The 23421-nt window shown below is 66.0% G+C and carries 26 protein-coding genes; 12 read left to right on the plus strand and 14 right to left on the minus strand.

Going from position 1 to position 23421, the window contains the following annotated elements; genetic code table 11:
• Window positions 1-195: 195 nt before the first annotated feature.
• Both HD883_RS03245 and HD883_RS03250 read left to right on the plus strand, forming a co-directional pair.
• A complete protein-coding gene (locus tag HD883_RS03245; protein ID WP_179587851.1) occupies window positions 196-486 on the plus strand; it encodes a hypothetical protein in 291 nt (96 codons plus the stop codon).
• The gene (locus HD883_RS03250; protein ID WP_179587850.1) at window positions 483-1469 is read left to right on the plus strand and encodes a TIGR03885 family FMN-dependent LLM class oxidoreductase; all 987 of its coding nucleotides are present in this window, start codon (window positions 483-485) and stop codon (window positions 1467-1469) included. The genes HD883_RS03245 and HD883_RS03250 overlap by 4 nt, the downstream gene beginning before the upstream one ends.
• 4 nt (window positions 1470-1473) lie before the next feature.
• Here HD883_RS03250 and HD883_RS03255 read toward each other — a convergent pair whose 3' ends face one another.
• Complete coding sequence (locus tag HD883_RS03255; RefSeq protein ID WP_218863262.1) at window positions 1474-2103, minus strand: SIR2 family protein; 630 nt, start codon at window positions 2101-2103, stop codon at window positions 1474-1476.
• 132 nt (window positions 2104-2235) lie between these two features.
• Here HD883_RS03255 and HD883_RS27585 point away from each other — a divergent pair, with 132 nt between their 5' ends.
• Window positions 2236-4620: a hybrid sensor histidine kinase/response regulator gene (locus HD883_RS27585; protein WP_179587849.1), complete on the plus strand. Its 2385-nt coding sequence runs from the start codon at window positions 2236-2238 to the stop codon at window positions 4618-4620.
• Window positions 4617-6635: a S9 family peptidase gene (locus HD883_RS03265; RefSeq protein WP_179587848.1), complete on the plus strand. Its 2019-nt coding sequence runs from the start codon at window positions 4617-4619 to the stop codon at window positions 6633-6635. Before HD883_RS27585 ends, HD883_RS03265 begins: the two co-directional genes overlap by 4 nt.
• A gap of 57 nt (window positions 6636-6692) precedes the next feature.
• Here the strand turns inward: HD883_RS03265 and HD883_RS03270 are convergent, their stop codons facing one another.
• Entirely contained in the window at window positions 6693-6884 is a 192-nt protein-coding gene (locus HD883_RS03270; RefSeq protein WP_179587847.1) for a hypothetical protein, read from the minus strand.
• Between the two features lie 216 nt (window positions 6885-7100).
• On the opposite strand from HD883_RS03270, the gene HD883_RS28000 reads away from it, so the two are divergent.
• Together HD883_RS28000 and HD883_RS03280 are read left to right on the plus strand one after the other, a co-directional pair.
• Window positions 7101-7292, plus strand: coding sequence for an FAD-binding protein (locus HD883_RS28000; protein ID WP_373563301.1), 192 nt, complete (start codon window positions 7101-7103; stop codon window positions 7290-7292).
• Window positions 7228-7701, plus strand: coding sequence for an FAD-dependent oxidoreductase (locus tag HD883_RS03280; protein ID WP_373563418.1), 474 nt, complete (start codon window positions 7228-7230; stop codon window positions 7699-7701). The genes HD883_RS28000 and HD883_RS03280 overlap by 65 nt, the downstream gene beginning before the upstream one ends.
• Before the next feature lie 4 nt (window positions 7702-7705).
• Here the strand turns inward: HD883_RS03280 and HD883_RS03285 are convergent, their stop codons facing one another.
• Genes HD883_RS03285 through HD883_RS03295 form a run of 3 tightly spaced genes read right to left on the minus strand, consistent with a single transcriptional unit; the run spans window position 7706 to window position 8997 of the window.
• Window positions 7706-8362 carry a YbhB/YbcL family Raf kinase inhibitor-like protein gene (locus HD883_RS03285; RefSeq protein WP_179587846.1) on the minus strand — a complete coding sequence of 219 codons (657 nt, stop codon included), beginning with the start codon at window positions 8360-8362 and terminating at the stop codon, window positions 7706-7708.
• Between the two features lie 25 nt (window positions 8363-8387).
• Window positions 8388-8717, minus strand: coding sequence for a hypothetical protein (locus HD883_RS03290; protein WP_179587845.1), 330 nt, complete (start codon window positions 8715-8717; stop codon window positions 8388-8390).
• Entirely contained in the window at window positions 8704-8997 is a 294-nt protein-coding gene (locus tag HD883_RS03295) for a KGG domain-containing protein (protein WP_179587844.1), read from the minus strand. Before HD883_RS03295 ends, HD883_RS03290 begins: the two co-directional genes overlap by 14 nt.
• A gap of 217 nt (window positions 8998-9214) precedes the next feature.
• Here HD883_RS03295 and HD883_RS03300 point away from each other — a divergent pair, with 217 nt between their 5' ends.
• On the plus strand, window positions 9215-9496 hold the full coding sequence (locus HD883_RS03300; protein WP_179587843.1) for a hypothetical protein: 282 nt from the start codon (window positions 9215-9217) through the stop codon (window positions 9494-9496).
• A gap of 17 nt (window positions 9497-9513) precedes the next feature.
• On the opposite strand, the gene HD883_RS03305 is transcribed toward HD883_RS03300, so the two are convergent.
• On the minus strand, window positions 9514-9795 hold the full coding sequence (locus HD883_RS03305; RefSeq protein ID WP_179587842.1) for a hypothetical protein: 282 nt from the start codon (window positions 9793-9795) through the stop codon (window positions 9514-9516).
• A 77-nt stretch (window positions 9796-9872) separates the two neighbouring features.
• Window positions 9873-10091, minus strand: coding sequence for a hypothetical protein (locus HD883_RS03310; protein ID WP_179587841.1), 219 nt, complete (start codon window positions 10089-10091; stop codon window positions 9873-9875).
• 200 nt (window positions 10092-10291) lie between these two features.
• Here HD883_RS03310 and HD883_RS03315 point away from each other — a divergent pair, with 200 nt between their 5' ends.
• Together HD883_RS03315 and HD883_RS03320 are read left to right on the plus strand one after the other, a co-directional pair.
• On the plus strand, window positions 10292-10801 hold the full coding sequence (locus tag HD883_RS03315; RefSeq protein ID WP_179587840.1) for a ferritin-like domain-containing protein: 510 nt from the start codon (window positions 10292-10294) through the stop codon (window positions 10799-10801).
• 19 nt (window positions 10802-10820) lie between these two features.
• Window positions 10821-11663 (plus strand): SDR family oxidoreductase, encoded by an 843-nt coding sequence (locus HD883_RS03320; protein ID WP_179587839.1) that lies wholly within the window; start codon window positions 10821-10823, stop codon window positions 11661-11663.
• On the opposite strand, the gene HD883_RS03325 is transcribed toward HD883_RS03320, so the two are convergent.
• Window positions 11653-12438 carry an HAD family hydrolase gene (locus tag HD883_RS03325; RefSeq protein ID WP_218863258.1) on the minus strand — a complete coding sequence of 262 codons (786 nt, stop codon included), beginning with the start codon at window positions 12436-12438 and terminating at the stop codon, window positions 11653-11655. The two genes, HD883_RS03320 and HD883_RS03325, sit on opposite strands and share 11 nt — an antisense overlap.
• Before the next feature lie 127 nt (window positions 12439-12565).
• On the opposite strand from HD883_RS03325, the gene HD883_RS03330 reads away from it, so the two are divergent.
• A complete protein-coding gene (locus tag HD883_RS03330) occupies window positions 12566-13048 on the plus strand; it encodes a host attachment protein (protein ID WP_179587837.1) in 483 nt (160 codons plus the stop codon).
• A 70-nt stretch (window positions 13049-13118) separates the two neighbouring features.
• Here the strand turns inward: HD883_RS03330 and HD883_RS03335 are convergent, their stop codons facing one another.
• The 3 genes from HD883_RS03335 to HD883_RS03345 form a co-directional block, all read right to left on the minus strand.
• A complete protein-coding gene (locus HD883_RS03335; RefSeq protein ID WP_179587836.1) occupies window positions 13119-14993 on the minus strand; it encodes an ABC transporter ATP-binding protein in 1875 nt (624 codons plus the stop codon).
• Between the two features lie 17 nt (window positions 14994-15010).
• Window positions 15011-15925, minus strand: coding sequence for a beta-glucosidase (locus tag HD883_RS03340; RefSeq protein ID WP_179587835.1), 915 nt, complete (start codon window positions 15923-15925; stop codon window positions 15011-15013).
• A 164-nt stretch (window positions 15926-16089) separates the two neighbouring features.
• On the minus strand, window positions 16090-17727 hold the full coding sequence (locus tag HD883_RS03345) for a carboxylesterase/lipase family protein (RefSeq protein WP_179587834.1): 1638 nt from the start codon (window positions 17725-17727) through the stop codon (window positions 16090-16092).
• Window positions 17728-17811: 84 nt separating this feature from the next.
• Between HD883_RS03345 and HD883_RS03350 the strand changes: the two genes are divergently transcribed.
• Together HD883_RS03350 and HD883_RS03355 are read left to right on the plus strand one after the other, a co-directional pair.
• The gene (locus HD883_RS03350) at window positions 17812-19353 is read left to right on the plus strand and encodes a cation:proton antiporter (protein ID WP_179587833.1); all 1542 of its coding nucleotides are present in this window, start codon (window positions 17812-17814) and stop codon (window positions 19351-19353) included.
• A gap of 49 nt (window positions 19354-19402) precedes the next feature.
• A complete protein-coding gene (locus tag HD883_RS03355; protein WP_179587832.1) occupies window positions 19403-20737 on the plus strand; it encodes an aspartate aminotransferase family protein in 1335 nt (444 codons plus the stop codon).
• Window positions 20738-20844: 107 nt separating this feature from the next.
• Here HD883_RS03355 and HD883_RS03360 read toward each other — a convergent pair whose 3' ends face one another.
• The 3 genes from HD883_RS03360 to HD883_RS03370 all read right to left on the minus strand — a co-directional run bounded on the left by HD883_RS03360 (window position 20845) and on the right by HD883_RS03370 (window position 23405).
• Window positions 20845-21963, minus strand: a complete 1119-nt coding sequence (locus tag HD883_RS03360) for an alpha/beta hydrolase (protein WP_306455905.1) — start codon at window positions 21961-21963, stop codon at window positions 20845-20847.
• Between the two features lie 78 nt (window positions 21964-22041).
• Window positions 22042-22482 (minus strand): DUF1810 domain-containing protein, encoded by a 441-nt coding sequence (locus HD883_RS03365; RefSeq protein ID WP_257021973.1) that lies wholly within the window; start codon window positions 22480-22482, stop codon window positions 22042-22044.
• Window positions 22479-23405, minus strand: coding sequence for a DUF72 domain-containing protein (locus HD883_RS03370; RefSeq protein WP_179587831.1), 927 nt, complete (start codon window positions 23403-23405; stop codon window positions 22479-22481). Before HD883_RS03370 ends, HD883_RS03365 begins: the two co-directional genes overlap by 4 nt.
• Between the last annotated feature and the right edge of the window lie 16 nt (window positions 23406-23421).

Consider the following 23421-nt stretch of genomic DNA (forward strand, 5'->3'; position numbering starts at 1 on the left):
CGCGGCGCGCTTGTTGCTGAGCAACCTTCATACCCAGCAGGATGGCCGGCGTCTATGCCGCCTTTGGCGTCGGGCTGGGCCTGGCCAGCTGGTGGTTGCATCGGCGCTAGCGGCACGGCGCTTGCTCGGCATTGGGAGTCTGCCGCGTGCGCCGGGGAGTGCAAGCGCGCAGCGTTGCATAAGGAAAGCCACGCCATGTTTGAACCAAGAAACTCCACCGTGTCGGACGAGGACCTGCTTCGTCTGCTCGAATCGCTCACGCACAACGAAACTTCGGCGTTCGGTCCCGTTGTGTTCGATCCCCGCAATCCGGTCCACCGCGAGGCGGTCAACCGCGGGCTGGCCGTTGCGCGCCCCTGGCCGCTGGTGCTCAAGCACGACAGCGAGCGGCAGTGTCTGCTGGTCAACGTCACGACCGGCTGGCAATGGATGCGATCGCATCGGCCAGCCAGCCACCATCACGCTTCCATGGAGCGCAGGCAATGAAGTTTGGCTACCACGCATCGCACGAACAATTCAGCCCGCAGGACCTGCTGGCGCATGCGGTGCATGCCGAAGCCGCCGGCTTCGACTGCGTCATGTCGTCCGACCACATCGCACCGTGGAGCCGGCGCCAGGGCCAGTCGGGCTTTGCGTGGGCCTGGCTGGGCGCGGCCATGCAGGCGACGACCTTGCCCTTCGGCATGATCACCGTGCCGGGCGGGTGGCGCTATCACCCGGCCATCACGGCCCAGGCGGCGGCCACGCTGGCGTCGATGTTTCCGTCGCGGTTCCAGTGGATGGCGCTGGGCAGCGGCCAGGCGCTGGGCGAGCACATCACCGGGGACCGTTGGCCTGCCAAGGCGGAGCGCAACGCACGGCTGGAGGCCGCCGCGGGCATCATCCGCGAATTGTGGACGGGCGCAACGGTCAGCCGCGACGGTCCGATCCGGGTGGATGAAGCGACGCTGTACACCTTGCCCGACACGCCGCCGCGCCTGATGGGCGCCGCATTGACACCTGCCACCGCGCGCCGGGTGGCAGCCTGGGCCGATGGTCTCATCACCGTCAACCAGCCGTTGGCCGACGTGGCCGCCATCGTCCAGGCGTTTCGGGAAGGCGGCGGTGAAGGCAAGCCCATGGCGCTGCAGGTGCATGTGTCCTACGCACGCACCGATGCCCTGGCGCGTGACCATGCGTTCGATCAGTGGCGGTCCAACACGCTCGGGGCGGCGGCGTCGGAGACGCTGCGCACCCCCGATGAATTCGATGCCGCGAGCCGTTACGTCCGGCCCGAAGATCTGGACGATCACGTGCTGATCTCTGCCGACGTCGGCCGGCAGGCCGACTGGCTGGCAGAGTACGCCGCGCTCGGCTTCGAGGAAATCCTGCTCCACAATGTGGGCCGCAATCAGCGGGAATTCATCGATGTGTTCGGCGAGCAATTGCGGCCGGCGCTGGACCGCGCCGTATCGGGCTCGGCGTCCTGACAGGTCAGCTCGCGCATGAAGTGATAGAGCGCGGCGCCGGCGTCCGGTTGATTGTCTTCCACTGACAGCATCCGGATGCCCCACTGCGCCAGCACGTCCCGCGCGACGGGGTTCGCGCGGTGGGAATCGGCGCCCCATTGTCCAAATCGCCGTGCAATTTCACGATCTGGCGTACACCGTCTTCGGCGCGCGCCAGGTCGTCGGCGCTTGCGATCTTGATGTAGGGCGTCGGGTAGGCGTCATGCGCCGCTTCCAGCCAGCGGTCGTAATTGGTCGTGTAGATATGGGCGAACCGGCTGCCCGCAATCAACCGGTGGATGGGTGAGCGCGACACGTCAATCGCCGGGTGATGCCACTCGCGTGCCATCCAGTCCATCAGGGCGTCATTGCCTTTCTTGATCTTGTAGTACTCGGCCAGCTGGCGGAATTCGCCGTAGCTCTGGAACTGGGTGGGATCGATGTCGAGCTGGCGCGCCATTTCGGCCACCAGTTGCGGGAAGGTCGGCAAACCCAGGCCCGCCGACACCCCTGCGCCGGCAAACAGGATCAGCCGCCCCTGCAGGTAGGCGCTGCGAATGGGCTCCGCATCGAACGCAAGGCAGATGTCATCAGCAGCAGGGTAATCGTGACTCATGTTGGCAAGCAGTAGTGGGGCCGTCCGTTCAAGCAAGCCCTGTGCCGGAGAGGGCGACCCAGGCTGTCTGCTCTGCCATGTGGGCATGCGGCTTGCGGCTTCCTGACGACAGCAGCTGGAAGGACGGCGCCCATGGATGGAGGCAACGAGACAGGACACGCTACAGGCAGATCGGCGGACGACCGTATCGCCCGGGCGGTGCTCAAGAGCGCAACCGACTTTGCGATCATCACGCAAGGCCTGGACATGCGCGTGACGAGCTGGAACGACGGCGCCGTGGCCCTGATGGGCTGGTCCGAGCGCGAGATGCTGGGCCAGACGACCGCGCGCATGTTCACCGATGAAGACAATGCGCACGGCGTGCCCGACCGCGAGGCGGAGCAGGCGCGCAAGACCGGGCGGTCGGAAGACGAACGCTGGCACCGCAAAGCCGATGGGTCCTTGTACTGGGGCTCGGGCATCATGATGCGCTTCGAAGACGAGGCGACCGGCGAACACATCGGCTACCTCAAGATTCTCAGGGACCACACCGAACAGCACGAGGCCGCGGCCCGTGCGCATGCCCGGGAAGCCCAGTTCCGCGCCCTGGTCGAGAAGTCGCCGCAGATGACCTTCTTTGCGACGGCCAGTGGCCACTTCACCTACATCAACCCCTACTGGTACGACTACACCGGCCGCGCCCGCGCCGCCGTGGCGGTGGACGACTGGATCGAGGCCGTTCACCCGGCGGACCGGGCAACGGTCATGGACACGTGGCAACGCGCGTTGGCGACCGGCCAGGGTTGCGAGCTGGAGCTGCGCTTTCTGCGGGCATCGGATCGCACCTGGCGATGGTTCAAGGCGCAGGCGGCGCCGCTGCTGGATGACGACGGCGTGATCGAAAGCTGGCTGGTGATTGCGTTCGACATCGACCTGGTCGTTGCGGCGCGCAACGATCTGTCGCGCAGCCAGCGCCGCCTGGAAAGCACGGTGGCGGAACGGACGGCGGAACGGGACCGCCTGTGGCGCCTGTCGAATGACCTGATGTTTGTCATGAATTTCGATGGCATGGTGCAGTCGGTCAACCCCGCGTGGACCCGGCAGCTGGGCTGGGCAAGCGAAGAGCTGGTCGGCCGCGACATGCTGCGCCTGGCGCATCCGGACGACATTGGCGTGGCCGCGTCGGTGCTCGCGCGGCTGCGCAAGGGCTTCCCGGCGCCGCGTTTTGTCTGCCGCTGCCGCCACAAGGACGGCACCTATCGCACGCTGGCCTGGACGGCGCTGCCAGGGGAGGGCGTCATTCATGGCCTGGGCCTGGACCTGACGGCCGAAACCCAGGCGCTGGCCGAGCTGGAAGTTGCGCAGGATGCGCTGCGGCAGGCGCAGAAAATGGAGGCGGTCGGGCAACTGACCGGCGGCATCGCCCATGACTTCAACAACCTGCTGGCCGGCATTCTGGGTGCGCTCGAGATCATCCAGCGGCAGACCGCGCGCGGAGTCACCGACATCGACCGCTATGTGCGCATGGCGATGGCGTCGGCCAATCGCGCGGCGGCACTGACGCACCGGCTGCTGGCCTTTTCGCGGCGGCAGCCCCTGGCGCCCAAAAGCCTGGATGCGAGCGCACTGGTGCAAGGCCTGTCCGAATTGCTGATCCGCACGCTGGGCGAAAACGTGCGGCTGGACCTGGTGACGTCGCCCGACTTATGGCGTACCCGGTGCGATCCGCATCAGCTGGAAAACGCGATCCTGAATCTGGCGATCAACGCGCGGGACGCCATGCCGGAAGGCGGCACCGTCACCATCATTACCGAGAACCTGGACCTGCAGGCCGACGATTACAGCTGGTACCCGGCGGTGCCCGCGGGCCACTACGTGGCTTTGACGGTGACCGACACGGGCGTCGGCATGACGGCCGAGGTCGCCTCCAAGGCGTTCGAGCCCTTCTTTACGACCAAGCCCTTCGGCCAGGGAACGGGCCTGGGCCTGTCGATGATCTATGGCTTTACGCGGCAGTCCAACGGCTACATCAAGATCTTCAGCGAGCCGGGCAAGGGAACGTCGGTGCGGCTGTATCTGCCGCAATGCGACGCCGACGATGAGGAGCAGCCTGCCGACGTACCCGTGACGGTCGAGCCACGCGCCACCGCGCCGGCCACCGTGCTGGTGGTGGAAGACAACCCCGAAGTGCGCGTGCTGGTGGTCGGCGTGCTGACCGACATGGGCTTCGAGGTGCTGCGCGCGGACGATGGAACGGCGGGCCTCGCGTTGATCGAAGCGACGCCCAAGCTGGATCTGGTCGTGACCGATATCGGACTGCCTGGCCTGAACGGCCGGCAGATGATCGACGCGGCCCGCACGCGTCGTCCGGACCTCAAGGCCCTGTTGATGACGGGCTACGCGGAAAGCGCGGTTGCGGCCAAGCAGGAGCTTGGACCTCACACCGAGCTGATTACCAAACCCTTTGCCATGGATGTACTGAGCGAGAAAGTCGTTGCCATGCTCGCGGCAACGGACACGACCGAGGAGACCCCATGACCACCCCTTTTTCTCGTGACGACCTGATCCTGCACCAGGAAATTTCAGAAACGGACGCTGCCTGGGACGCCAATCTGGTGGCGTGCGCGGTATCCACTCCCGATCCGGACAACGACAGCACGTCGAGCAAGCTGTGGCTGTTCCCGCTGGACGGCACGCCGCCGTCGCCCTTGACCACGGGCGATTCGACCGACACCATGCCGCGGTGGCGGCCGGATGGCGAAGCCCTGGGGTTCGTATCGGACCGCGCAGGCGCCGCCCAGGTGTTCATGCTGCCGCGCCATGGCGGCGAAGCCACGCAGCTGAGCCACCTGCCGGGAACCGTATCCGCATTCGAATGGAGTCCGGACGGCAGCCGCGTCGCGGCCGTGTGCGCGGTGTCGGTCGACCCGCGCCTGCGCGGCGAACGCACGCCAGCGGATGCGGAACTGCCCGGATCCGATGCCCCGCAGGTAGCCTGGAAACTGCCGTACAAAAGCGACGGGATCGGCTACCTGCTGAATGTCGAGATGCACCTGTTCGTGGTGGATGCGGCAAGCGGCAAGGCCAGGCGCCTGACCGACGGACCGTTCGATGTCCGCAGCGCGAGCTGGTCGCCCGATGGCCGGCAGATCGTGTTCGTGCGCACCCGGGAAGGCGACGAAGCGCATCGCACCGACGTGTGGATCTGCGATGCGGGATCGGGGGACGCACGGTGCCTGACCGCGTTGTCGCAGGTGCTGTATCCGGCGTGGTCGCCCGACGGCAAATGGATCGTCTTTTCCGGAACCGCGCAAGACGGCGATGCGCAGGTCGGCCTGTGGATCATCGATGTGGCGTCGGGCGACGTGCGCCCGTTGGGCGACCCGGATATCGAACTGTCCACCGAAAGCGACAGCGTCCAGTTCCTGCGTGGGGATTCGAGCCGCGTGCTGGCGTTGGTGGCCCGCCGCGGCGTGGTGGAGCTGGTCAGCATCCGCGTGCCCGACGGACAGATGACACCGCTGGTACAGGGCGACCGGCACCTGTCCAGGCTGACGGTGACGCGCGACCACCTGGCCTACACCGCGCATTCGCCCGTGGCCGCGGTCGAGCTATACCAGAGCGCGCATGACGGCAGCCATGAATCCGTTGTGAGCGCGCTCAATGCGTGGTGGCAGGAGCGCACCCTGCCGCACTTCGAGCGCCGCACGTTCACGGTGCCGGATGGCGACGGCGGCACGGAACAGATTGAGGGTTGGTTGTTGCGGCCCAAGGATGCTCAGGGGCCGACCCCGCTGCTGGTGGACGTGCACGGCGGGCCCGCCAGCTACACCCTGTTCGACTACAACCCGACGGCGTACTGGTCTTTGTTGTGGTCGCAAGGCTGGTCCATCCTGGCCCTGAACGCGGTGGGATCGGCCAGCTTTGGTCGCGCGTTTGCGGATCGGCTGCGCGGGCGGTGGGGTGAACTGGACCTGCCGCAGTACCTGGCCGCGATCCGGACCCTGCAGGATGAGGGACTGGCCGATGACCGGCTGATGTTGTCCGGCAAGTCGTATGGCGGCTACCTGACGTCGTGGGCGATCGGGCATACCGACATGTTCCAGGCCGCGGTAATCATGGCCCCGGTCACGAATATCGAAACCCACTACGGCACGTCCGACAGCGGCTTTTATTCCGACCCCTATGCCATGCGCGGCGATCGCCGCCATCATCGCGAGACCATGCGGCGGCTGTCGCCGATGCAGCACGTTGAAAAGGCGTCCACGCCCACGCTGATTCTTCAGGGTACTGACGATGAGCGGTGCCCGAAGTGCCAGGCGGAAGAGCTGTTCGTGACCTTGCGGCGTGACGCGTCCTGCGCCGCCGAACTGGTCCTGTATCCGGGGGCCAGCCACAAGTTCACAGCCTCGGGCAAGCTGTCGCATCGCCAGGACGTGATGTCCCGCATCGCGTCCTGGGCCACGCAGTGGGTGATTGAAGGCGACCCCCAGCGGCCGCACGATGAACAGCGCAAGGGCGAACAGCGGATGAAGGATACGGCCGACACCTGACACGCAAAATAAAACCGCCCGTCAGGGCGGTTTGCTTATACGCACCCGGTGCGCGGATCAACGGTTCTGATCGTTGTTGCGGTTCTGTTCGTTGTTGCGGTTTTGCTCGTTGTTGCGGTTCTGTTCGTTATTCCGGTTCTGCTGATTCTGCTGATTCCGGTTCTGTTCGTTGTTCTGATTCTGCTGGTTCCGGTTCTGTTCGTTGTTCTGGTTTTGCTGGTTGCGGTTTTGTTCGTTTTGTTGCGTCATGGTCTGTCTCCAATGTTTGACTATCGTGCGGCTCTTGCCGCGTCATTCATCGAGCAATCTGCGTACCTGCCAGACCCGTCGAACGCGCGCCCACGCCGCACGCATCGGACTTGTCCTCAGGCTGAGTAGCGGACTCGGCGATAGATCGGTCAGTACGTGACTCGGCATTGGTCTGAAACTTGCGGCAGGGCTGGCTCATCTCCCGGAGCCCGCTGCATGCCTTCCGACCCACGCGTGCTTGATCTGGACGTCATCGTGATTGGCGCCGGCCTTGCCGATTTGTCGTGTGCGGTGCGGCTGACCGACCGGGGCTTGCGCGTCGGCATCGATCGCCTTGCTGAACGTGCCGGTCGAACAGTGTTCGGCAGCGGCCTTGATTCGCGTGTTCGCGCAAATGATCGGCCATAACGACGCGGCCTTCGGCTTTCCCAAGGTAGGGCTCAGCGATCGGTATGTGCCGCAGGCCATCGATGTCATCGAGCAGGGCGGCGGTTGCGTGATGCTGGGTCGTGGCGCGGCGCAGTTGTTGTGGCGCGATGGCCGTGTCACCGGTGTACGGACGGATCGCGGGGACGTGATGCAGGCGCGCGCGTGCGTGCTGGCGGCGCCGCCCTCGGCGGCCGCCAGCCTCCTGCCTGGCGAGGCGCCCGCACGCATGGCCGCCGCACGCATGCAGCCATCGCCTTACATCAGCACCTATCTGTGGTTCGATCGCCGGATCACCCATGAGCGTTTCTGGCCACGCCGCGGGTCACCGGGGAAGAATGCCCCGGCGGGTTCGCAGTCCGGACCGACAACGGCCTCCCGGTCCTCCTAGGCCGTCAGGTTGCCGTGGTCGAACCTACCTGTACGGGTGCCACGGACGGGTCCAGCGTGTACACCCCGGTCAGCGATGCGCAAGCCAACACGTGGCCTTCCATGGCGGCGACCACATCGTTGCCATAGAACAGGGTTGGCACCGTCAACGATTCGATGTCCAGCGCATACAGCGTGAAGCAGTATCGGTGCGGCTTGGGGTCGTTCCAGGGCGGGCAGGGACCGTCGTAGCCGTAGTAATAGCCTGCCATCTCGGGATCGTTGGTGAACCGATGGGTCAGGTCGTTCAGCCCTTCGCGCGCGGCCATGTCATCTGACAGCTGGCTCTTGCCGCGGCGGTAGACGCCGATGGCGTAGGCACCTTCTTCGATGTCGCCCGTATCGGGGGGCAGGTCGATCAACACCCAGTGGTAGAAAGGGCGGCGCGGCACATCGCCGTCCAGGGTGATGCCTTCCCGGTCGGCCAGCGACAGGTCTTCCGGCGAGTCCAGGTCGGCACACAGCAGCGTCAGGGATCGCGCGTCCTCGGGCACGTCAATGAAGGTGAACTGCGGGTTCAAGTTGTCGCCGGGAATCAGCGACTGCGGGCCCAAGTTCTTGGCGAACGCATACCGATCGGGCATCGGTTCGCCGTCCATGAAGGAGAGGCTGGACAATTTCACGGTGGGGGATCTCGAAGGAAGGAAGTCAGTCGGCCGTGCCGGCGCCGCGGATGGCGTCCACGTAGGCACGGCCCATTGCGAGTGCGTGATCGGCCGCGCGCTGACTATCGCCGAGCACACCGGCCGAAGGGATCGACTGCAGCAGCCAGATCCGCCCGGCGGTACCCGGCGGATCGCTGCTCAGCATGAAGCGGGGAAGAAAAGCGTCGCGCGCGGCCGCCACGGCTTGCGCCCAAGCGTTGATCCAGTAGCCGCGATAGGCGATTTCGCGCCGCGCCAGCTTGGCCGTCGCCTGCAGCACAACCTGCGCGGCGGGGCGCTTGCCCGGCGGAGCAGGGGGGTCATTTCTCGGCATGTGCAGCCTCGATGGACGACTCCGTCTCCTCGTCCGCGTCGGAGCTCGCATCGGATTCGGCAGCGGACATGCTGCCCCCGGCTGCCTTTTCCTGTTGCTGCTTGCGCGTGCGATGCCCTGCGGCGCCGGCGGCCCGCGCCTCTTCCACGCTGAACCGGTGTGCCTTGCCCAGGCGATGGGCGGTCTGCCCGCCCAGCGAGGCAATCTCGCGTTGCCGTTTGGCGTCCATTGCGGCGAAGCCCCGCGGCTTCGAAGGTTTTTGCGTTTTGTCGTCAGCCATGATTGCCCTGTCGGATACTGATAAAGATGCGGTGATGAACGATGCTCACGCTTTCTCGCAAGCTTCGTTCCGCGTCCGGCAGCGCCCCGTGGCGGGTGGCATGCGGCCGCCACGCCCGCGCAACGTGCGCAGTGCTTGCTGTTCCGTAACGCCATAGGGAATGCGGCAAGGTCCTTGCTGATGAGAGGGTGTCACTTTCAACAGAAGGATTACCGCCATGACGTTTGATGTCACTGCCCGACCGGATGCGGAGGGCGTCAGTTTCCGGATGCACTTTCCCGATGGGCCTGGCGACGCGCGCGTTACCGCCCTGGTCTTGAAGGAATACTTTGGCGCCTCAGGATCGCCCGACACGTTGCTCGAGGCCTACCGCGCCAACTTTCGTGCGATCCACGCCGTCGCCCAGCAGAAGGCCCTACGCGGCGGCCAAGCTGGCGTCACGGTTGAGACGGGTGACCTGAAGGAGTGGGAAATCAAAGGCGCTGCCGGGGTCGATTGACCCGGGCCGCGCCCGTCTTACAGCGTGCGGCCAGACGACTTGATAAGGCCGCCGTCCTTTTCCTTCAGCACACTGGGCGAATCATCCTGCGGGCTGAACAGGTCGGGCGAGTCCTCGCGGGGATCGGCTTCGGTTGACCCGTTGTACTGCGTCGCCTTTTCGCTGTCGGGCTGCTGCGAGCCAGGGCGTCCGCCGGTGGTGCCCTTCGATTCTGGAAAGGCGTCCTGCTGGTCCACGGTTTCGGTCGGATTGTCATAGGACCGATGCGGATTGTGGGGGTCTTTCGTTTCTTTGGTCATAGCGATACTCCAGGTTGAACTGCGACGAGCTTGCAGTGAGTCGTGCGGTAAGGCGTGCAATTGGTTGGCAATTACAACTATTTGTCCTTGCCCGCGGTGTTGTTGGCCGTCTTGCCCGACCCCAGTGAATTGCCGCTACCCGCGACCGGTGACTTGCGGGGATCGTCCATGCCGTTGTTGGCGGGGGCGTTGTCCTGGCGTGCGGTGCTTTCCCCGGCACGCGCGGCAGGCGCGGTGGTCTGGCCGGCGCCTTGCGTGGCGGTGTCGCGGGCGTCCTTGTCTTGATCGGCTGGCATGCTGTTCTCCAGGAAATAGGTCATTTCGGGGCGCCATGAATGCGCGCTCTTGCTCGTATGCTGCAAGTCGCGTACCCGCTGGCGCGTGGCAGGGCGCATCCCGCGCTGTCAGGAATAGCCCTTGCAAGCCTTCGCAAGCCTCCCCGGCCACGTGCCGGGGCTTCGCTTCCCAGGAAGCTTTCCGCTTACGGAGAACACCAATGCCCGATTCGAACGATCACTTCATGGACTGGCTGCGCGACGCCCACGCAATGGAAGAGCAGGCCGAACAGATGCTGACAGCCATGTCCGCCCGGATCGAGACCTATCCCGAAGTCAAGCAGCGCCTCGACCAGCACATTGAAGAAACCCGCAACCAGGCGTCGCTGATCGCGCAGTGCATCCAGCGCCGGGGCGGCGATACGTCCACGGTCAAGGACATGACCGGCAAGGCCATGGCGATGATGCATAGCTTTACGGCCGCGATGTCGTCCGACGAGATCATCAAGGGTTCGCTGGTCAGCTATGCGTTCGAGCACTTCGAGATCGCGACCTACAAGTCGCTGATCGTGGCGGCCGAGGTGGCCGGCGATACCGAAACGCAGCGCGTCTGCCAAGCCATCCTGGTCGAAGAAGAAGCCATGGCCAACTGGCTGGCGGACAACATGCCGATCCTGGTCAAGCGCTTCCTTCAGCACGCCGACACCCCCGGGTTGAGCGAAAAGCGCTGATGTCCATCTGGAGCACACCATGAGCACACAACCTGAACAACAGCAGAATCCGCCCGGCGTCGAAGCCGAACTGCAGCCGCAGGCGGACCATGGCGAGAGCAGCTATCGCGGCAGCGGCAAGCTCGAAAACAAGGTCGCCGTCATCACCGGCGGCGACAGCGGCATCGGCAGGGCAGTGGCGATCGCCTTTGCGCGAGAAGGCGCCGACGTCCTGGTCAGCTTCCTGGACGAAGAGGAAGATGCGCGCGAAACGCAGCGCTGGGTCGAAGAAGCCGGCCGCAAATGTGTCCTGGTACCCGGCGATATCGCGGTACCGGAACATTGCCGCAGCATCATCCGCCAGGCCGTCGAGGCCTTTGGCCGCATCGACATCCTGGTCAACAACGCGGCCTTCCAGATGTCGCACGAGTCGCTGGAAGAGATCCCCGACGACGAATGGGACTACACGTTCAAGACCAACATCACCGCGATGTTCCACCTGTGCAAGGCCGCCGTGCCGCACATGAAATCCGGATCGGCGATCATCAACACGACGTCGGTGAATTCGGACATGCCCAAGCCGACGCTGCTGGCCTACGCGGCCACCAAGGGTGCCATCGCCAACTTTACGGGCGGGCTGGCGCAGCTGCTTGCCGAGAAGGGCATCCGCGTCAATTCGGTGGCGCCGGGGCCGATCTGGACACCGTTGATTCCGTCAACGATGCCACCCGATCAGGTCAAGAGCTTCGGTTCCGAGGTCCCGCTGGGCCGGCCGGGGCAACCGCGCGAAGTCGCGCCGGTGTACGTGTTCCTTGCGTCCGACGAGGCTAGCTACGTCAGTGGCGCAAGGTATGCGGTTACGGGAGGCAAGCCTATTCTGTGACCGGCGCGGCGAATCGGGCTCCGGTCAGCGGTGCTCCGGCCAGCGGTGCTTCGGCCAGCGGGCCGAAGCCTGCCGGCCGCACGAACAGATCGTCCACCTGCTGCAGGCTGTCCAGAATCGCCAGGCACGTTTCGCGCATCTCGTCGGTCGGCGCCAGCAGGTCAGGCACCATCACCACCGGCATGCCCGCGGCGTGCGCAGCCCGCACGCCGTTGTAGGAATCTTCCAGCGCCAGGCACCGGCCAGGGGCCTTGCGCAGACGCCGCGCCGCTTCCAGGAAGAGGTCGGGCCGGGGCTTGCCCGCCGCCACGTCATCCCGCGTCACGATGTGATCGAAGCGGTCAAGGATCCCGGCCGCAGCCAGATGATGGCGCGCCTTGTCGCCTCCGGACGAGGTCGCAACCGACCGGGGAATGCTGCAACGGTCCAGGCCGTCGAGCAACGCTTCCACGCCGGGTTGCAAGGCCAGCGCGCCCGCATCGATCTGCGCGGTCATCTCACGTGTCGCCAGCGAGAAAAAATCGTCGGCCGGGGCGTCTTCGCCGTACCGGTCGTACAGCAGCTTGCGCGATCCATCCGCCGCGATGCCGATCAGCGACGCGCAAAAGGCCTCGGTCATGGGCAGGTCCAGTGCCTGCCCGGCCCGCATCAGCGCGAGACGGGCCAGCGTTTCGGTGTTGAGCAGCAGGCCGTCCATGTCGAACACAAAGGCATCGATCGCCAGGCCGGCAGACGATGCTGCCGCAAAGGGCGGGTTGGGCAGGTAGACGGTCAAGAAGGTTCTCCGAAAAGTGAGGTGCGGGCCGACGGTCGAGTGTCTCACGCAAACAGCGTGCCGTCCGCGAGCTGCCGGGCATGCGTGTTGCTCGTCTTGAGGGGTAGGACTTTCAAGGAGAACATTGATGAAAACAATCTGGGTTCTGGTGGCGGATGAAGCCATTGCGCGCATCTTGCGCTGGCCTGAAAACGGCGGGCAGCTCGAGCCGGTCGAAGAATTGACCGACCCCGACGCCCATGCCTCTGGCACGGATCTGCGTCGCGACGCCTATGGCAGGCGTTCCGGTTCGGCCACGCATCAAGCTCGGCAGGATACGCCGCATCGCTTGCAGGCCGTGTCCAGCGTCACGTCGTCGGCGGGCGAAGCCGAGCAGCATGTCGAAGCCGGACAGTTCGCAACGCACGTGGCCGAGCATCTCGGCAAGGCAGTGCAACAAAAGCGGTTCGATGAATTGCGGATCGCGGCCGCGCCCCGTTTCCTTGGCGCATTGCGCAAGGCCTTGCCCCCGCAGGTCGCAAGCCTGGTGACGACCGAACTCAACAAGGATCTGGTGCATGCCCAGAACGACGAGCTGACCCAACGATTCTTTGGCGAGAAGACGGCCTGACGCGTTCACAAGGCGGGGCCGGCGGGATCCTGCCGGCCTTGCCGCAAGGGCAATCTATCGCGGCCTGCAATCACGCCGCGCGCGGCCTGAGTTCGTCCTCGCCGATGGCGTCCTGCAGGGACGGTACCTCGGGGATCTGCACCGCGGCGGCTTCCGTGGCGATCTCGGGCACAGGGGGGCAATCGCCTTCAATCGTCTGCAAAGCCCACAGCTGGCTGAACATGCCGCCCGCATTGCGCAGTTCGTCCAGCGTGCCGTCCTCGATCACATGGCCGTCGGCCAGCACCACGATACGGTCGTAGCGCGATAGGGTCGACAGCCGGTGCGCGGCCGCCACGACCGTGCGGTCCTTCATCAGATCGATCAGTGCACTGTTGATCAGCGCTTCGGACTGGCTATCGAGCGCCGACGTGGCCTCGTCCAGCAGCAGAATCGGCGCGTTCTTGAGCAGCGCGCGTGCAATGCCGATTCGTTGCCGCTGCCCGCCCGACAGCGACGCGCCGCGCTCGCCGACGATGGTCTTGTACCCATGCTTCAGGGCACGTATGAATTCATCGCAATGCGTTTTTCTGGCGCAGGCAATGACTTCTTCCTTGGTGGCATCGGGCCGGCCGTAGCGGATGTTTTCGAGCACGCTGCGGCGGAACAGGCTGATGTCCTGCGGGACGACGCCAATGGCCTGGCGCAGGCTGTCCCGGGACATCTCATTGATCCGCTCGCCATCGATCAGGATGCAGCCGCCCCCCACATCGTCAACCCGCTGCAGCAAGGACAGCAGGGTCGACTTGCCCGCGCCCGATGGCCCCACGATGCCGACCTTCTGGCCGGCCGGTATCGTCAGGTTCAGATTGTTGAACACCTGCCGGCCGTCCGCATACGCATAGCTGACGTTGCGCAGTTCGATGGTGCCGCGCGCGATCGGCTTGTCGGACAGTTCCGGCAGGTCGGGCTGGTCGTGCGGCTGGGCCACCACGTTCAGCATTTCGGCGATGACGCCGAATTGCTGCGCCGTGCCGACCAGGGCCAGCGCCAGGTCGCGCGAGCCGTGCAGGATACGAAAGGCCAGTGCACTGATGACCACCACGTCACCCGACGTCACGTTGCCGGCCTGCCATGACCGCAAGGCCCAGGTGAGCATGGTGCCCGCCATGATCCACAGGCAGATGTCATGCAGCACGCGCGCCTTTTCCAGGTACATCCAGCTGCGCCGCTGTGCGCGGGCTTCGACGCCGAGTTCCTTCTGCAGCCTTTCGGTTTCGCGATGCCGGGCCGAGAAGGCCTGCACCACCCAGATGTTGGAGACGGCATCCACGATTTCGCCGCCCACGCGTGAGGCCTGTTCACCGAATTCCTGATGCAGCACGCGCCCCCGGCTGCCGAAAGTGAAGATGACCCCGGCGACCAGGGCGACAAAGCCGCTCAGCGCGGCCGCCATGCGCCAGTCGATGGTCAGCAGCACGACCACCGCGCCCAGGAAGTCGACGCAGGGCGGCACGATGTTCCAGGTCAGCGTCCCCAGGATGGAACCCGACGCCTGGGATGTTGACGTGATGCGGTTGCCCAGCGCGCCCGACAGATGCTGCCGGAAGTACTTCATGGAATGCCCGGTCAGGTGCTTGAACAGGTCCACGCGCATGTCGACGCACGACGCGATGATCGTACGGCAGCCCAACCAGCCGCTGAGCCGCCACAGGATGCTTTCGACCCCGATCAGGGTCAGGAACAGGATCAGCGGATGCCAGACGTCGGCGGCCTGGCGGTCGGTGCCTGACATGGCATCGACGATCAGCTTCATGCCGTACTGGACCGCCACCGCGCAAGATCCGGCGGCCACGACCAGGGCGGCCAGGGTCAGAAAGCTGCCCCGCCGCCCCTTGACGTAGTTCATGAGGAACGCAGCAGGGGTTTGCGCAATGGGCACCTGCGCAATGCTCGAGTCGGACATGGGGCTTCCTGGTGGACTCAGAAGTTGCTGGCCGCTTCGGCGGCGTGATGGGGAAGGTTGGGGGCAATCAGGTCGGCAAAGCGGGCGCGCTGCACGGCCAGTTCGTGGGCAAGCGGGAAGTCGAGGGGGCGCAGGAAAGACGGGTCGGGCGAACCGAAGAGTCCCGTCGGGCAATGCCGGTCATCAAACGTTTCGGCTACCAGCACCGGCCGGGCATACCGCGCGTGGACACCGGCCAGCAGCTCGCGCATCGGCCGGTAGTACGGCTGTCCTTGCCAGAGCGCGCCTTCGTGCAGCGTCCACTGGTTGTGCGGGTAATAGTTGACACCCACAACGTCCAGGAAGTCGGGGTGGCCGCCCAGTTCGGGGCAGACCCGGCCCGCCAGCATGTCCCACGCTTCGAACTGGGCCAGCGTCGCGGCCTCGGCCAGGGGGGCTTCTGCGGCATCCAGCGCCGTCACATGGATCATCGGGTCGACGGCAACGAAGCGTGCGCGGCCGTCGACCGTGCGGATGGCATCCATGGCCGCGATGGCCGCGCGCACCAGCTGGCGTTTGAGTTCGCCACCGCGCTCGGCGGCCGCCGCAAAGCGCGCGAACCGTTGCGGAAAGACCGGGCTGAACGGATCAACGTGATCCGGGTAGCCGTAATGGCACAGATCCCAGATGACCTGGGTGCCCTGCATCCGCGCCGCCTGCAGCTGGGGCAGCAGGCTGGACCAGTCATACTCGCCGGGTCGCGGCTCGATCAGATGCCAGCGCAAGCCATCGCGGACGGTAGTCAGGCCGTGCCGCGCCGCGGCGTCGTAGTCGGCCAGGGGGTGACGGGCATGGCCGGTGGACTCGAGCAGATCGAGTCCTCCACCTTCCGGTAGACGATGCGTTGAACACTCGAATCCGCCCTGGAAAAAACTCCGGAACAGCGATCTCAAGGGTCGCTCCTGAAATAGACAGACTCAGGCCCCAACGCAATCGATGTTCCCGGCAAAGGTTGCAGGCGGGCAGCGAATCGCGCGCCACGGGCGCGGCGCGCTGCTCACGCTTTACTCTTGCACGCCACGGCTGACCAGAGCTTGCAAGGCATGAGCGCGCTTGCTCATCCAGCCCCCAGTACGCCTGACCAGAATGCGCAGTCGTGCCGCTGCGCGAAGTCCGCGCTCTGACGCACCGGGCCGGGCGCCAGAATGCGCACCAGGCCTTCTTCGCCAAACGCGGGCCAGTCCGACGCCGGGGACGCAGGCGGCTGGCCGTGCGCAAACCGTCCCCACGCCGTCCGGATGGCGGTCGCCAGCGCCGCCTGCCCGGCATCAAAGTCGGCCGGATCCGCCAGGGCCCATCGCGTGCCGAACACGTAGGTCAGTTCGCCGGAGTGATAGGCGCCCATCGGCCCGCCCTGCATCATGGCGGGCAGGCTGATCGGCGCGCGGTCATCGGCAAATTCATAGCCGTAGACTTCGCTGCGCGGCCGCAGGGCCTGACGCAGCGCATCCGACGGACACGCCAGGCGGGCGTCGGTCCAGACCCCCGCAAAGGCAAGACGCACGGACCCCTGGGTGGCTTCGGTGTAGCGGGCCAGCACCTGCGCGGCCTTGGGGCCGAACTGCTGCTGGATGCGCGTTTCGAACGTTTCCTGGTTGCGGGTGGTGATGGCGAACAGCCGCCCTTCGTCCCGATTCGTGCCGACGATGACCGGCACCTGGGCGTACCGGCCCTGTTCAAAGGCGACATCGGGCCGCAGCGGCACGACGCCGTCGCCCCATACGGGACCCCAACTGGCCGGGCCGACGATGCCGCGGCGGGTCGACGCGGTGCGCACCAGGGTCCGTGCCGACACCTCGCGCAGGCAGGCCAGGGCAGCAGCCGGATCGGTGCAACCGACCTTGGCGGCGTACGCCACGCCATCGGCATCGGCCTCGGCGACAGGCGCCATCGACACCGGATCGACGCACGATCCGCTTTGCAGGATGGCCCGCTGGAACAGCCGGGACGCGCCCGGCGACGTCAGTTGATAGCAGGTGCTCCACGCGCCCGCCGATTCGCCGAACAGCGTGACCCGCGCCGGATCGCCCCCGAAGGACGCGATGTTGTCGCGCACCCAGCGCAGGGCGGCCTGCTGATCCATGAGCCCGAAATTGCCGGATCCGCCCGATGGCGATTCCGCGGTCAGCGCGGGGTGGGCCAAAAAGCCAAGCGGGCCCAGCCGATAGTTGATGGTGACAACCACCACGTTCTGTTCGGTCGCCAGCCGGCTGGGGTCGTAGTTGTCGCCCGCCCCCAGAACGAAGGCGCCCCCGGGCAGATAGGCCATGACGGGCCACGGATTGCCGGCCGCAGGCGGGGCGGCGGGCAGGTAGACATTCAGAAACAGGCAGTCCTCGTCACCAAAGGGCAGACCGCCGCCTTCGCCCGCGCCGGGATTCAGGCTGATCGCCTGCGTGCAGGCGGACCCCAGCTTGCGGGCGTCCCGCGGGTCGGACCAGGACGCCGGCGGCTGCGGCGGCTTCCAGCGCAGATCGCCGACGGGTGGCGCGGCGTACGGAATGCCCAGGAACGCCGTTCCAGGCGCAGCGGACGCTCCCACCACCGGTCCGGACCGGGTCTTGACGGTGACGGCCTGCGCCGAGTCGGCATCGACGATGTGCGGCACCTTGCCGGGCCGCACGTTGCACCCCGCCAGCATCAACGAGATCATGACAAGAGGCACGGGCCACACCAACGTTTGCAAGAGTTTCATATCGGTTTCCGCCGCAGTGCGGCAATGGTGGGAGCATGAAGTGGGCGACCTGCCCGGCGGCTGGCTTGGGGAAGAGTAACTGGTATGGCTTTGTTCGAAACGTCGCTGCTGCTGATGCTGGCAGCGATCCTGCTTTTGCAAATATCGCGCCGCTGGCCGGTTCCCTATCCCACGATGCTCGCCATGGCTGGTGTCGCCGTCGCCGCGATGCCCTGGGTGCCCCCCTTTGAAATCGAGCCCAGACTGGCGCTGGCGCTGTTCATTGCGCCGGCGCTGTTCGACGCCGCCTACGATTTTCCGCCCCGTGCCTTGCTGCGTTACTGGCTGCCCCTGCTGGCGCTGGCCGCCATCGCGGTATTGTTGACGACTGGCGCGGTGGCGACGGCGGCGGTGTGGTTCGGCGGCCTGCCGGTGGCGGCGGCGATTGCGCTGGGCGCCATCGTGGCGCCGCCCGACGCCGCGGCCGCCTCCGCCGTGCTGGGGCGTTTCACCCTGCCGCGCAGCACTCTGACCGTGCTGGAAGGCGAAAGCCTGTTCAACGATGCGGTGGCGCTGCTGATCTTTACCTGGGCGGTGACCACCGCATCCAGCCCCGGTCTCTTGAACGACATCGCGCCATTGCTGGTGCTGGAGGCGCCCGCCGGGATCGTGCTGGGCATCGTTTTCGCCAAACTCTATGTGTACTGCGCGCCCCGCCTGGCCGGTACGCTGGGCGGAACGCTGTTCGAATTCGTGATGACCTTTGGCGTGTGGGTCGTGGCGGACCGTCTGCACCTGTCGGCGATTCTGGCCGTGGTCACCTTCGCCATGATGGTGGCGCGCGATGCGCCGGACCGCCAGGCCGCGCGCGACCGGCTGCACTCCTATTCGGTCTGGGGCGCCACGGTCTTCATGCTCAATGTGCTGGCCTTCCTGCTGATGGGCATGCAGGCGCGCACCATTGTTGGCCGTCTTGCCCCCGGCGAGTTGGGTCACGCCATGCTGTTCGCGGGCGGCGTGCTGGTCATCGTGATCGTGGTGCGCATCGTCTGGGTCATGCTGTACAACCGCGGCATGGCGGCCTGGGCCCGCGCGCACCAATGGCCGGATGTCCCGTCAACCGGACAAGGCTTGCTGGTGTCATGGTCCGGCATGCGCGGGCTGGTCACCCTGGCCACGGCCCTGGCGTTGCCGGGCGATTTTCCGGCGCGCGACCTGATTGTGCTCAGTGCACTGACGGTTGTGCTGGGAACGCTGGTGCTGCAGGGGCTGACACTGGGGCCGCTGATCCGCCGTCTGAATTTTCCGAAGGACGATGGCTACGACACCGAGCTGGTGACCGCCCGTCGCGCCTTGCTGGACGCTGCGCTGGCGACCCTGGGCGACCGCCAGGACATTGCGGCCAAGCACTTGCGCAAGGCCTACCAGGCCGAGCACGCCGTGGAAGAGGGCGGACATCAACCCGGCGACATGGAAGAGATCGACGCATTGCGGCACAAGGGGATCGAGGCGCGGCGCAACACCCTGTCGCGCTTGCGGCGCAGCGGGCGGATCGACGAAAGCGTCTTCCACGCGCTGGAATTGGAACTGGACTGGGCCGAAGTCGCGGCCATGCGGTCCGAAGAAACCGAGATCGTTCAGGGCTAGCATAGAGGCTGTCCGACCGACCCTTTGAACCCTAGCCAACACACTACCGATGACCCACGTCTTCCATCGCCAGCTGCGTCACCCCTTGCCCGAAGCCGTGTCCGCGCGCGGCCTGACCATCACGGACCGGGACGGAAAAACCTACCTGGACGCCTCGGGCGGCGCGGCGGTTTCCTGTCTGGGCCATGGCCATCCGGAGGTACTGGCCGCCATGCGCGAGCAGATGGACAGCCTCGATTACGCCCACACCAGTTTCTTCACCACACGTGTGGCCGAAACCCTGGCGGACACCTTGATCGCCAGCGCGCCCAAGGGCATGTCGCAGGTCTATCTGGTGAGTGGCGGGTCGGAAGCCATGGAAGCCGCGCTCAAGATGGCACGGCAATACTTCGTCGAGATCGGCCAGCCGCAGCGCCGTCACTTCATTGCGCGCCGCCAGAGCTACCACGGCAATACCCTGGGCGCGCTCGCGGTAGGCGGCAATGCCTGGCGGCGGGCGCAGTTTGCGCCCCTGCTGATGGACGTGACGCATGTCGCGCCGTGTTATGCGTACCGCGACCAGCGGCCCGACGAAACGCCCGAAGCCTATGGACAGCGACTGGTCAGCGAACTGGAAGCAGAGATCCTGAGGCTGGGCGGGGACACCGTCATCGGCATTTGCGCCGAACCCGTCGTAGGCGCCACGCTGGGCGCGGTGCCGCCCGTGCCCGGCTACTTCAAGGGCGTGCGCGCGCTGTGCGATCGATACGGCATCCTGCTGATTGCCGACGAAGTGATGTGCGGCATGGGCCGCACGGGATCCTTGCATGCCATCGATCAGGAAGGGATCGTTCCGGACCTCATGGCGATCGCGAAGGGCCTGGGCGGCGGCTACCAGCCGATTGGCGCCGTGCTGGTGCAAGGCCGGATCTACGAGGCCTTCACGCAGGGCTCGGGGCAGTTCATGCATGGCCATACCTATCTCGGTCATCCGGTGGCCTGCGCCGCGGCGCTGGCGGTGCAGCGTGTATTGCAGCGAGACGGGCTGGTCGAGGCGTCGCGGGTTCAGGGCGCGGCGTTGGCGCAGCGTTTGCAGGCGGCGTTTGGTCACCATCCCCATGTGGGCGACCTGCGGGGCCGGGGACTGTTCCAGGGCGTCGAGTTCGTGCAGCACAAGGAAGACAAGCGCCCGTTTGCGCCGGGCGCAAAAGTCCATGCCCGCGTGCGGGACGAGGCGTTGGCGCGCGGCCTGATGGTGTATGCGATGGGAGGGACGATCGATGGACAGCAGGGCGACCATGTGCTGCTTGCGCCGCCCTTCACGGTCCAGGATGCTGATCTCGATAACATCGTGATGCGCCTGGCGGATGCCGTCGATGCGGCCATCACGGGCGCGGGCCGCTAGATAGCGCAGGTCACAAGCAAGCGCGCAAAAAAAAACGCCCGGTCTCGCAAGCGGAGCCGGGCGTTTTTTCTATCTTCGGCTGACTCGTCCCTCAGTCAGTCCCTGCCTCAGTTACCCAGCGACTGGCGCAGGCGCTGGCCGGCGTATTCCTGGGCCTGGCGCGCCTTGACCACCACGGCCGCCGTACCGAAGAACTCATGGGTCACGCCCGAATAGTCCTGGCGTTCGACCTGCACGCCGGAATTACGCAGGGCTTCTTCCAGCATCGATCCGTCATTGCGCAGCGGATCGATCGCCGCATTGATGATCGTGACGGGCGGAAGGCCGGCCAGGCGGGCGTTGACCAGGTCCAGACGCTGATCCTGCTTGTCGATCGGCGAGGCCAGCAGTTTGTCCAGGAACCATTCGATCATCGGACGGTTCAGCGGCTTGGCCGCGGCGTTCGCGACATACGACGGCGTCAGGAGGCTGCCCGTCTGCGCGACGGGGTACACGGCCAGCACATGGCGTGGCTGCGTGACGCCGGCGTCGCGCGCGGCAATGGCCGTCGCCACGGCCAGGTTGCCGCCCGCGCTTTCACCGGCCAGCGCCAGGCGCTGCGGATCGCCGTTCAGGGTGCCGGCGTTTTGCGATACCCAGCGATAGGCGGCCAGCGCATCGTCCCAGGCTGCCGGGAACTTCACCTCTGGAGAACGGCGATAGTCCACCGAGACCACGATGGCGTTGGCCTGCTTGGCAATGCCGCGCGCGCCAGCGTCATACACCTGCTTGTCGGCAATCACCCAGCCACCGCCATGAAAGTAGGTAATGACCGGGAACGGACCGGCGCCCGACGGCGTGAATACGCGCGCGGGCAGCGGACCGGCCGGGCCGGGAATGGTCGTGTCGCGTGACGTGACGCCCGGCACAAGGCTAGCCGGATCGGTCGATCTGCCCTGCTGGCGCAGCACGGCGTCGACCGCGTCGGCGATGGTTGGCTGGGCTCGCGCTTCGGACACGGAAATCTTTTCGATTGCCTTGGGGTCCAGGTTCGAATAGGCATCCAGCACGGCCTTCATGTCCGAATCCGCGCGCAGCGCCGCGCCCGCGTTCGCAACCGCATTGGCCAGGGGAGAAGGGCGATCGGGCGGGGCGCTGCACGCGGCAAGCGTGGCCAGCGATGCCACGACGGTGGCCATGAGGGCAGGTCGCAGGACGGAACTACGGGCGTTGCGGGTAACGGTCATGAAGACACTCCGGAATCAATGGTGAACCTACCATTGAGCAAGTAGCGATCCCGGGCGGCAAGCCTCACGAAGACTCATCTACCCCTGCAACAACCCCACCGTGCCGGCGTCTTCCTTGCCCCCGAAATACCGGTCCAGACACGCGCGGAACACCGGATCTGCGCCGGGGACGCGTGCAAACAGCGTCAGGCTGGAATGCAGCTTCATCGTGTCGGGATTGCCAAAGATGGCGTGCGCGGTGCCGCCTTGCTGAGCCAGCACGGAGCTGGCTGCGGCGACCAGGCGCGGGCCAAGCACCGGATGATCAAGATAGGCGGCCGCCATGTCCAGGTCGCGAATCGCGTAATGCTGAGCCATGTCGCTGCGGCCCAGCCCCGCCAGCTGCGGGAACACGAACCACATCCAGTGCGTGCGTTTCCGGCCGGCGCGCAGCTCGGCCATCACCGTATCCACGACGGGGCGCTGCGCATCGACAAAGCGTTGCAGATCGAAGGGGGAATGCAAGGGGGTCGCCGTCATGGCTGCTCCTGAAGGAAAGGGAGGGGGAGATCGATGCCGGGTATCGACCCGTTGGCGGCCAGCCTGTCCATCAGGCGGCGCGCGTCATAGGGCGCCTGCACCTTCTTGTCATTGTCGAAGTAGCAGTACACGTCGCGCCCGGTAGCGCGGCGGGTGGCCTTGGGTCCGACGCGGACCGCGTCGTCGGGCTCGCGCCCCGCGCCCCATGCCGCCAGCCTGTCGGCCCACCGGTCCAGCGCATCATCGCGATAGGCGCCGCCGTACAGGGTTTCGGTGCCGTGCAGTCGCAAGTACAGGAAATCCGTGGTCACGTCCTCTGCATACGGCCAGTCCGCGACCGCGTCGGAGATGACCCACGCAGCGCGATAGCGTCGCAGCAGCCGCATGAACGCGGGATCAAGAAAACTGGGATGGCGCACTTCGATCGCATGGCGCAAGCGCCGGCGGGGCTGGGGTTCCAGCCACGGCACCTTGACCCGCGTGTCGTGGCGGTGGGCGAAATCCAGCGCGGCATCGGTATCGGCGGGCAGCAATTGCAGGAAGCTTTCGAACGCCGCGGGATCAAACGGATAGGTCGGTGGATACTGCCAGAGGATCGGGCCAAGCTTGGCGCCCAGCCGCAAGATCCCCGACGCAAAGAAGTTGGCAGTCGCAACGATCGCGGTGTCGCCGCGAAAGCGCAGCATGTGGGTCAGGTAGCGGGGGCCCTTGACAGCAAAGATGAAATCGTCGGGCGTGTCGTCATGCCATGTCGCATAGCTGACAGGGCTCTGCAAGGAATAATGCGATCCATTGATCTCGATGGTCGGCACGTGGCGCGACGCAAACGCCAGCTCGCGCCGCTGGACCAGGCCAGGCGGATAGAACACGCCGCGCCATCCTCCGTACCGCCATCCCGACAGACCTACGCGTATGCTGGCCATATGCCTCCTTGCCGAG

The sequence above is a fragment of the Pigmentiphaga litoralis genome (assembly GCF_013408655.1).
GTDB classification, from domain to species: Bacteria; Pseudomonadota; Gammaproteobacteria; order Burkholderiales; family Burkholderiaceae_B; genus Pigmentiphaga; species Pigmentiphaga litoralis_A.

Excerpts from the sequence above, each read along its gene's own strand:
- HD883_RS03355 (WP_179587832.1), top strand. The coding sequence starts at position 19,403 with ATGACCCACGTCTTCCATCGCCAGCTGCGTCACCCCTTGCCCGAAGCC.
- HD883_RS03335 (WP_179587836.1), bottom strand. The coding sequence starts at position 14,993 with ATGTCCGACTCGAGCATTGCGCAGGTGCCCATTGCGCAAACCCCTGCT.
- HD883_RS03365 (WP_257021973.1), bottom strand. The coding sequence starts at position 22,482 with ATGACGGCGACCCCCTTGCATTCCCCCTTCGATCTGCAACGCTTTGTC.
- HD883_RS03245 (WP_179587851.1), top strand. The coding sequence starts at position 196 with ATGTTTGAACCAAGAAACTCCACCGTGTCGGACGAGGACCTGCTTCGT.
- HD883_RS03370 (WP_179587831.1), bottom strand. The coding sequence starts at position 23,405 with ATGGCCAGCATACGCGTAGGTCTGTCGGGATGGCGGTACGGAGGATGG.
- HD883_RS03300 (WP_179587843.1), top strand. The coding sequence starts at position 9,215 with ATGACGTTTGATGTCACTGCCCGACCGGATGCGGAGGGCGTCAGTTTC.
- HD883_RS03350 (WP_179587833.1), top strand. The coding sequence starts at position 17,812 with ATGGCTTTGTTCGAAACGTCGCTGCTGCTGATGCTGGCAGCGATCCTG.
- HD883_RS03320 (WP_179587839.1), top strand. The coding sequence starts at position 10,821 with ATGAGCACACAACCTGAACAACAGCAGAATCCGCCCGGCGTCGAAGCC.
- HD883_RS03345 (WP_179587834.1), bottom strand. The coding sequence starts at position 17,727 with ATGAAACTCTTGCAAACGTTGGTGTGGCCCGTGCCTCTTGTCATGATC.
- HD883_RS28000 (WP_373563301.1), top strand. The coding sequence starts at position 7,101 with ATGCCTTCCGACCCACGCGTGCTTGATCTGGACGTCATCGTGATTGGC.
- HD883_RS03360 (WP_306455905.1), bottom strand. The coding sequence starts at position 21,963 with ATGACCGTTACCCGCAACGCCCGTAGTTCCGTCCTGCGACCTGCCCTC.
- HD883_RS03270 (WP_179587847.1), bottom strand. The coding sequence starts at position 6,884 with ATGACGCAACAAAACGAACAAAACCGCAACCAGCAAAACCAGAACAAC.
- HD883_RS03265 (WP_179587848.1), top strand. The coding sequence starts at position 4,617 with ATGACCACCCCTTTTTCTCGTGACGACCTGATCCTGCACCAGGAAATT.
- HD883_RS03290 (WP_179587845.1), bottom strand. The coding sequence starts at position 8,717 with ATGCCGAGAAATGACCCCCCTGCTCCGCCGGGCAAGCGCCCCGCCGCG.
- HD883_RS03330 (WP_179587837.1), top strand. The coding sequence starts at position 12,566 with ATGAAAACAATCTGGGTTCTGGTGGCGGATGAAGCCATTGCGCGCATC.
- HD883_RS27585 (WP_179587849.1), top strand. The coding sequence starts at position 2,236 with ATGGATGGAGGCAACGAGACAGGACACGCTACAGGCAGATCGGCGGAC.
- HD883_RS03250 (WP_179587850.1), top strand. The coding sequence starts at position 483 with ATGAAGTTTGGCTACCACGCATCGCACGAACAATTCAGCCCGCAGGAC.
- HD883_RS03310 (WP_179587841.1), bottom strand. The coding sequence starts at position 10,091 with ATGCCAGCCGATCAAGACAAGGACGCCCGCGACACCGCCACGCAAGGC.
- HD883_RS03305 (WP_179587842.1), bottom strand. The coding sequence starts at position 9,795 with ATGACCAAAGAAACGAAAGACCCCCACAATCCGCATCGGTCCTATGAC.
- HD883_RS03255 (WP_218863262.1), bottom strand. The coding sequence starts at position 2,103 with ATGAGTCACGATTACCCTGCTGCTGATGACATCTGCCTTGCGTTCGAT.
- HD883_RS03295 (WP_179587844.1), bottom strand. The coding sequence starts at position 8,997 with ATGGCTGACGACAAAACGCAAAAACCTTCGAAGCCGCGGGGCTTCGCC.
- HD883_RS03315 (WP_179587840.1), top strand. The coding sequence starts at position 10,292 with ATGCCCGATTCGAACGATCACTTCATGGACTGGCTGCGCGACGCCCAC.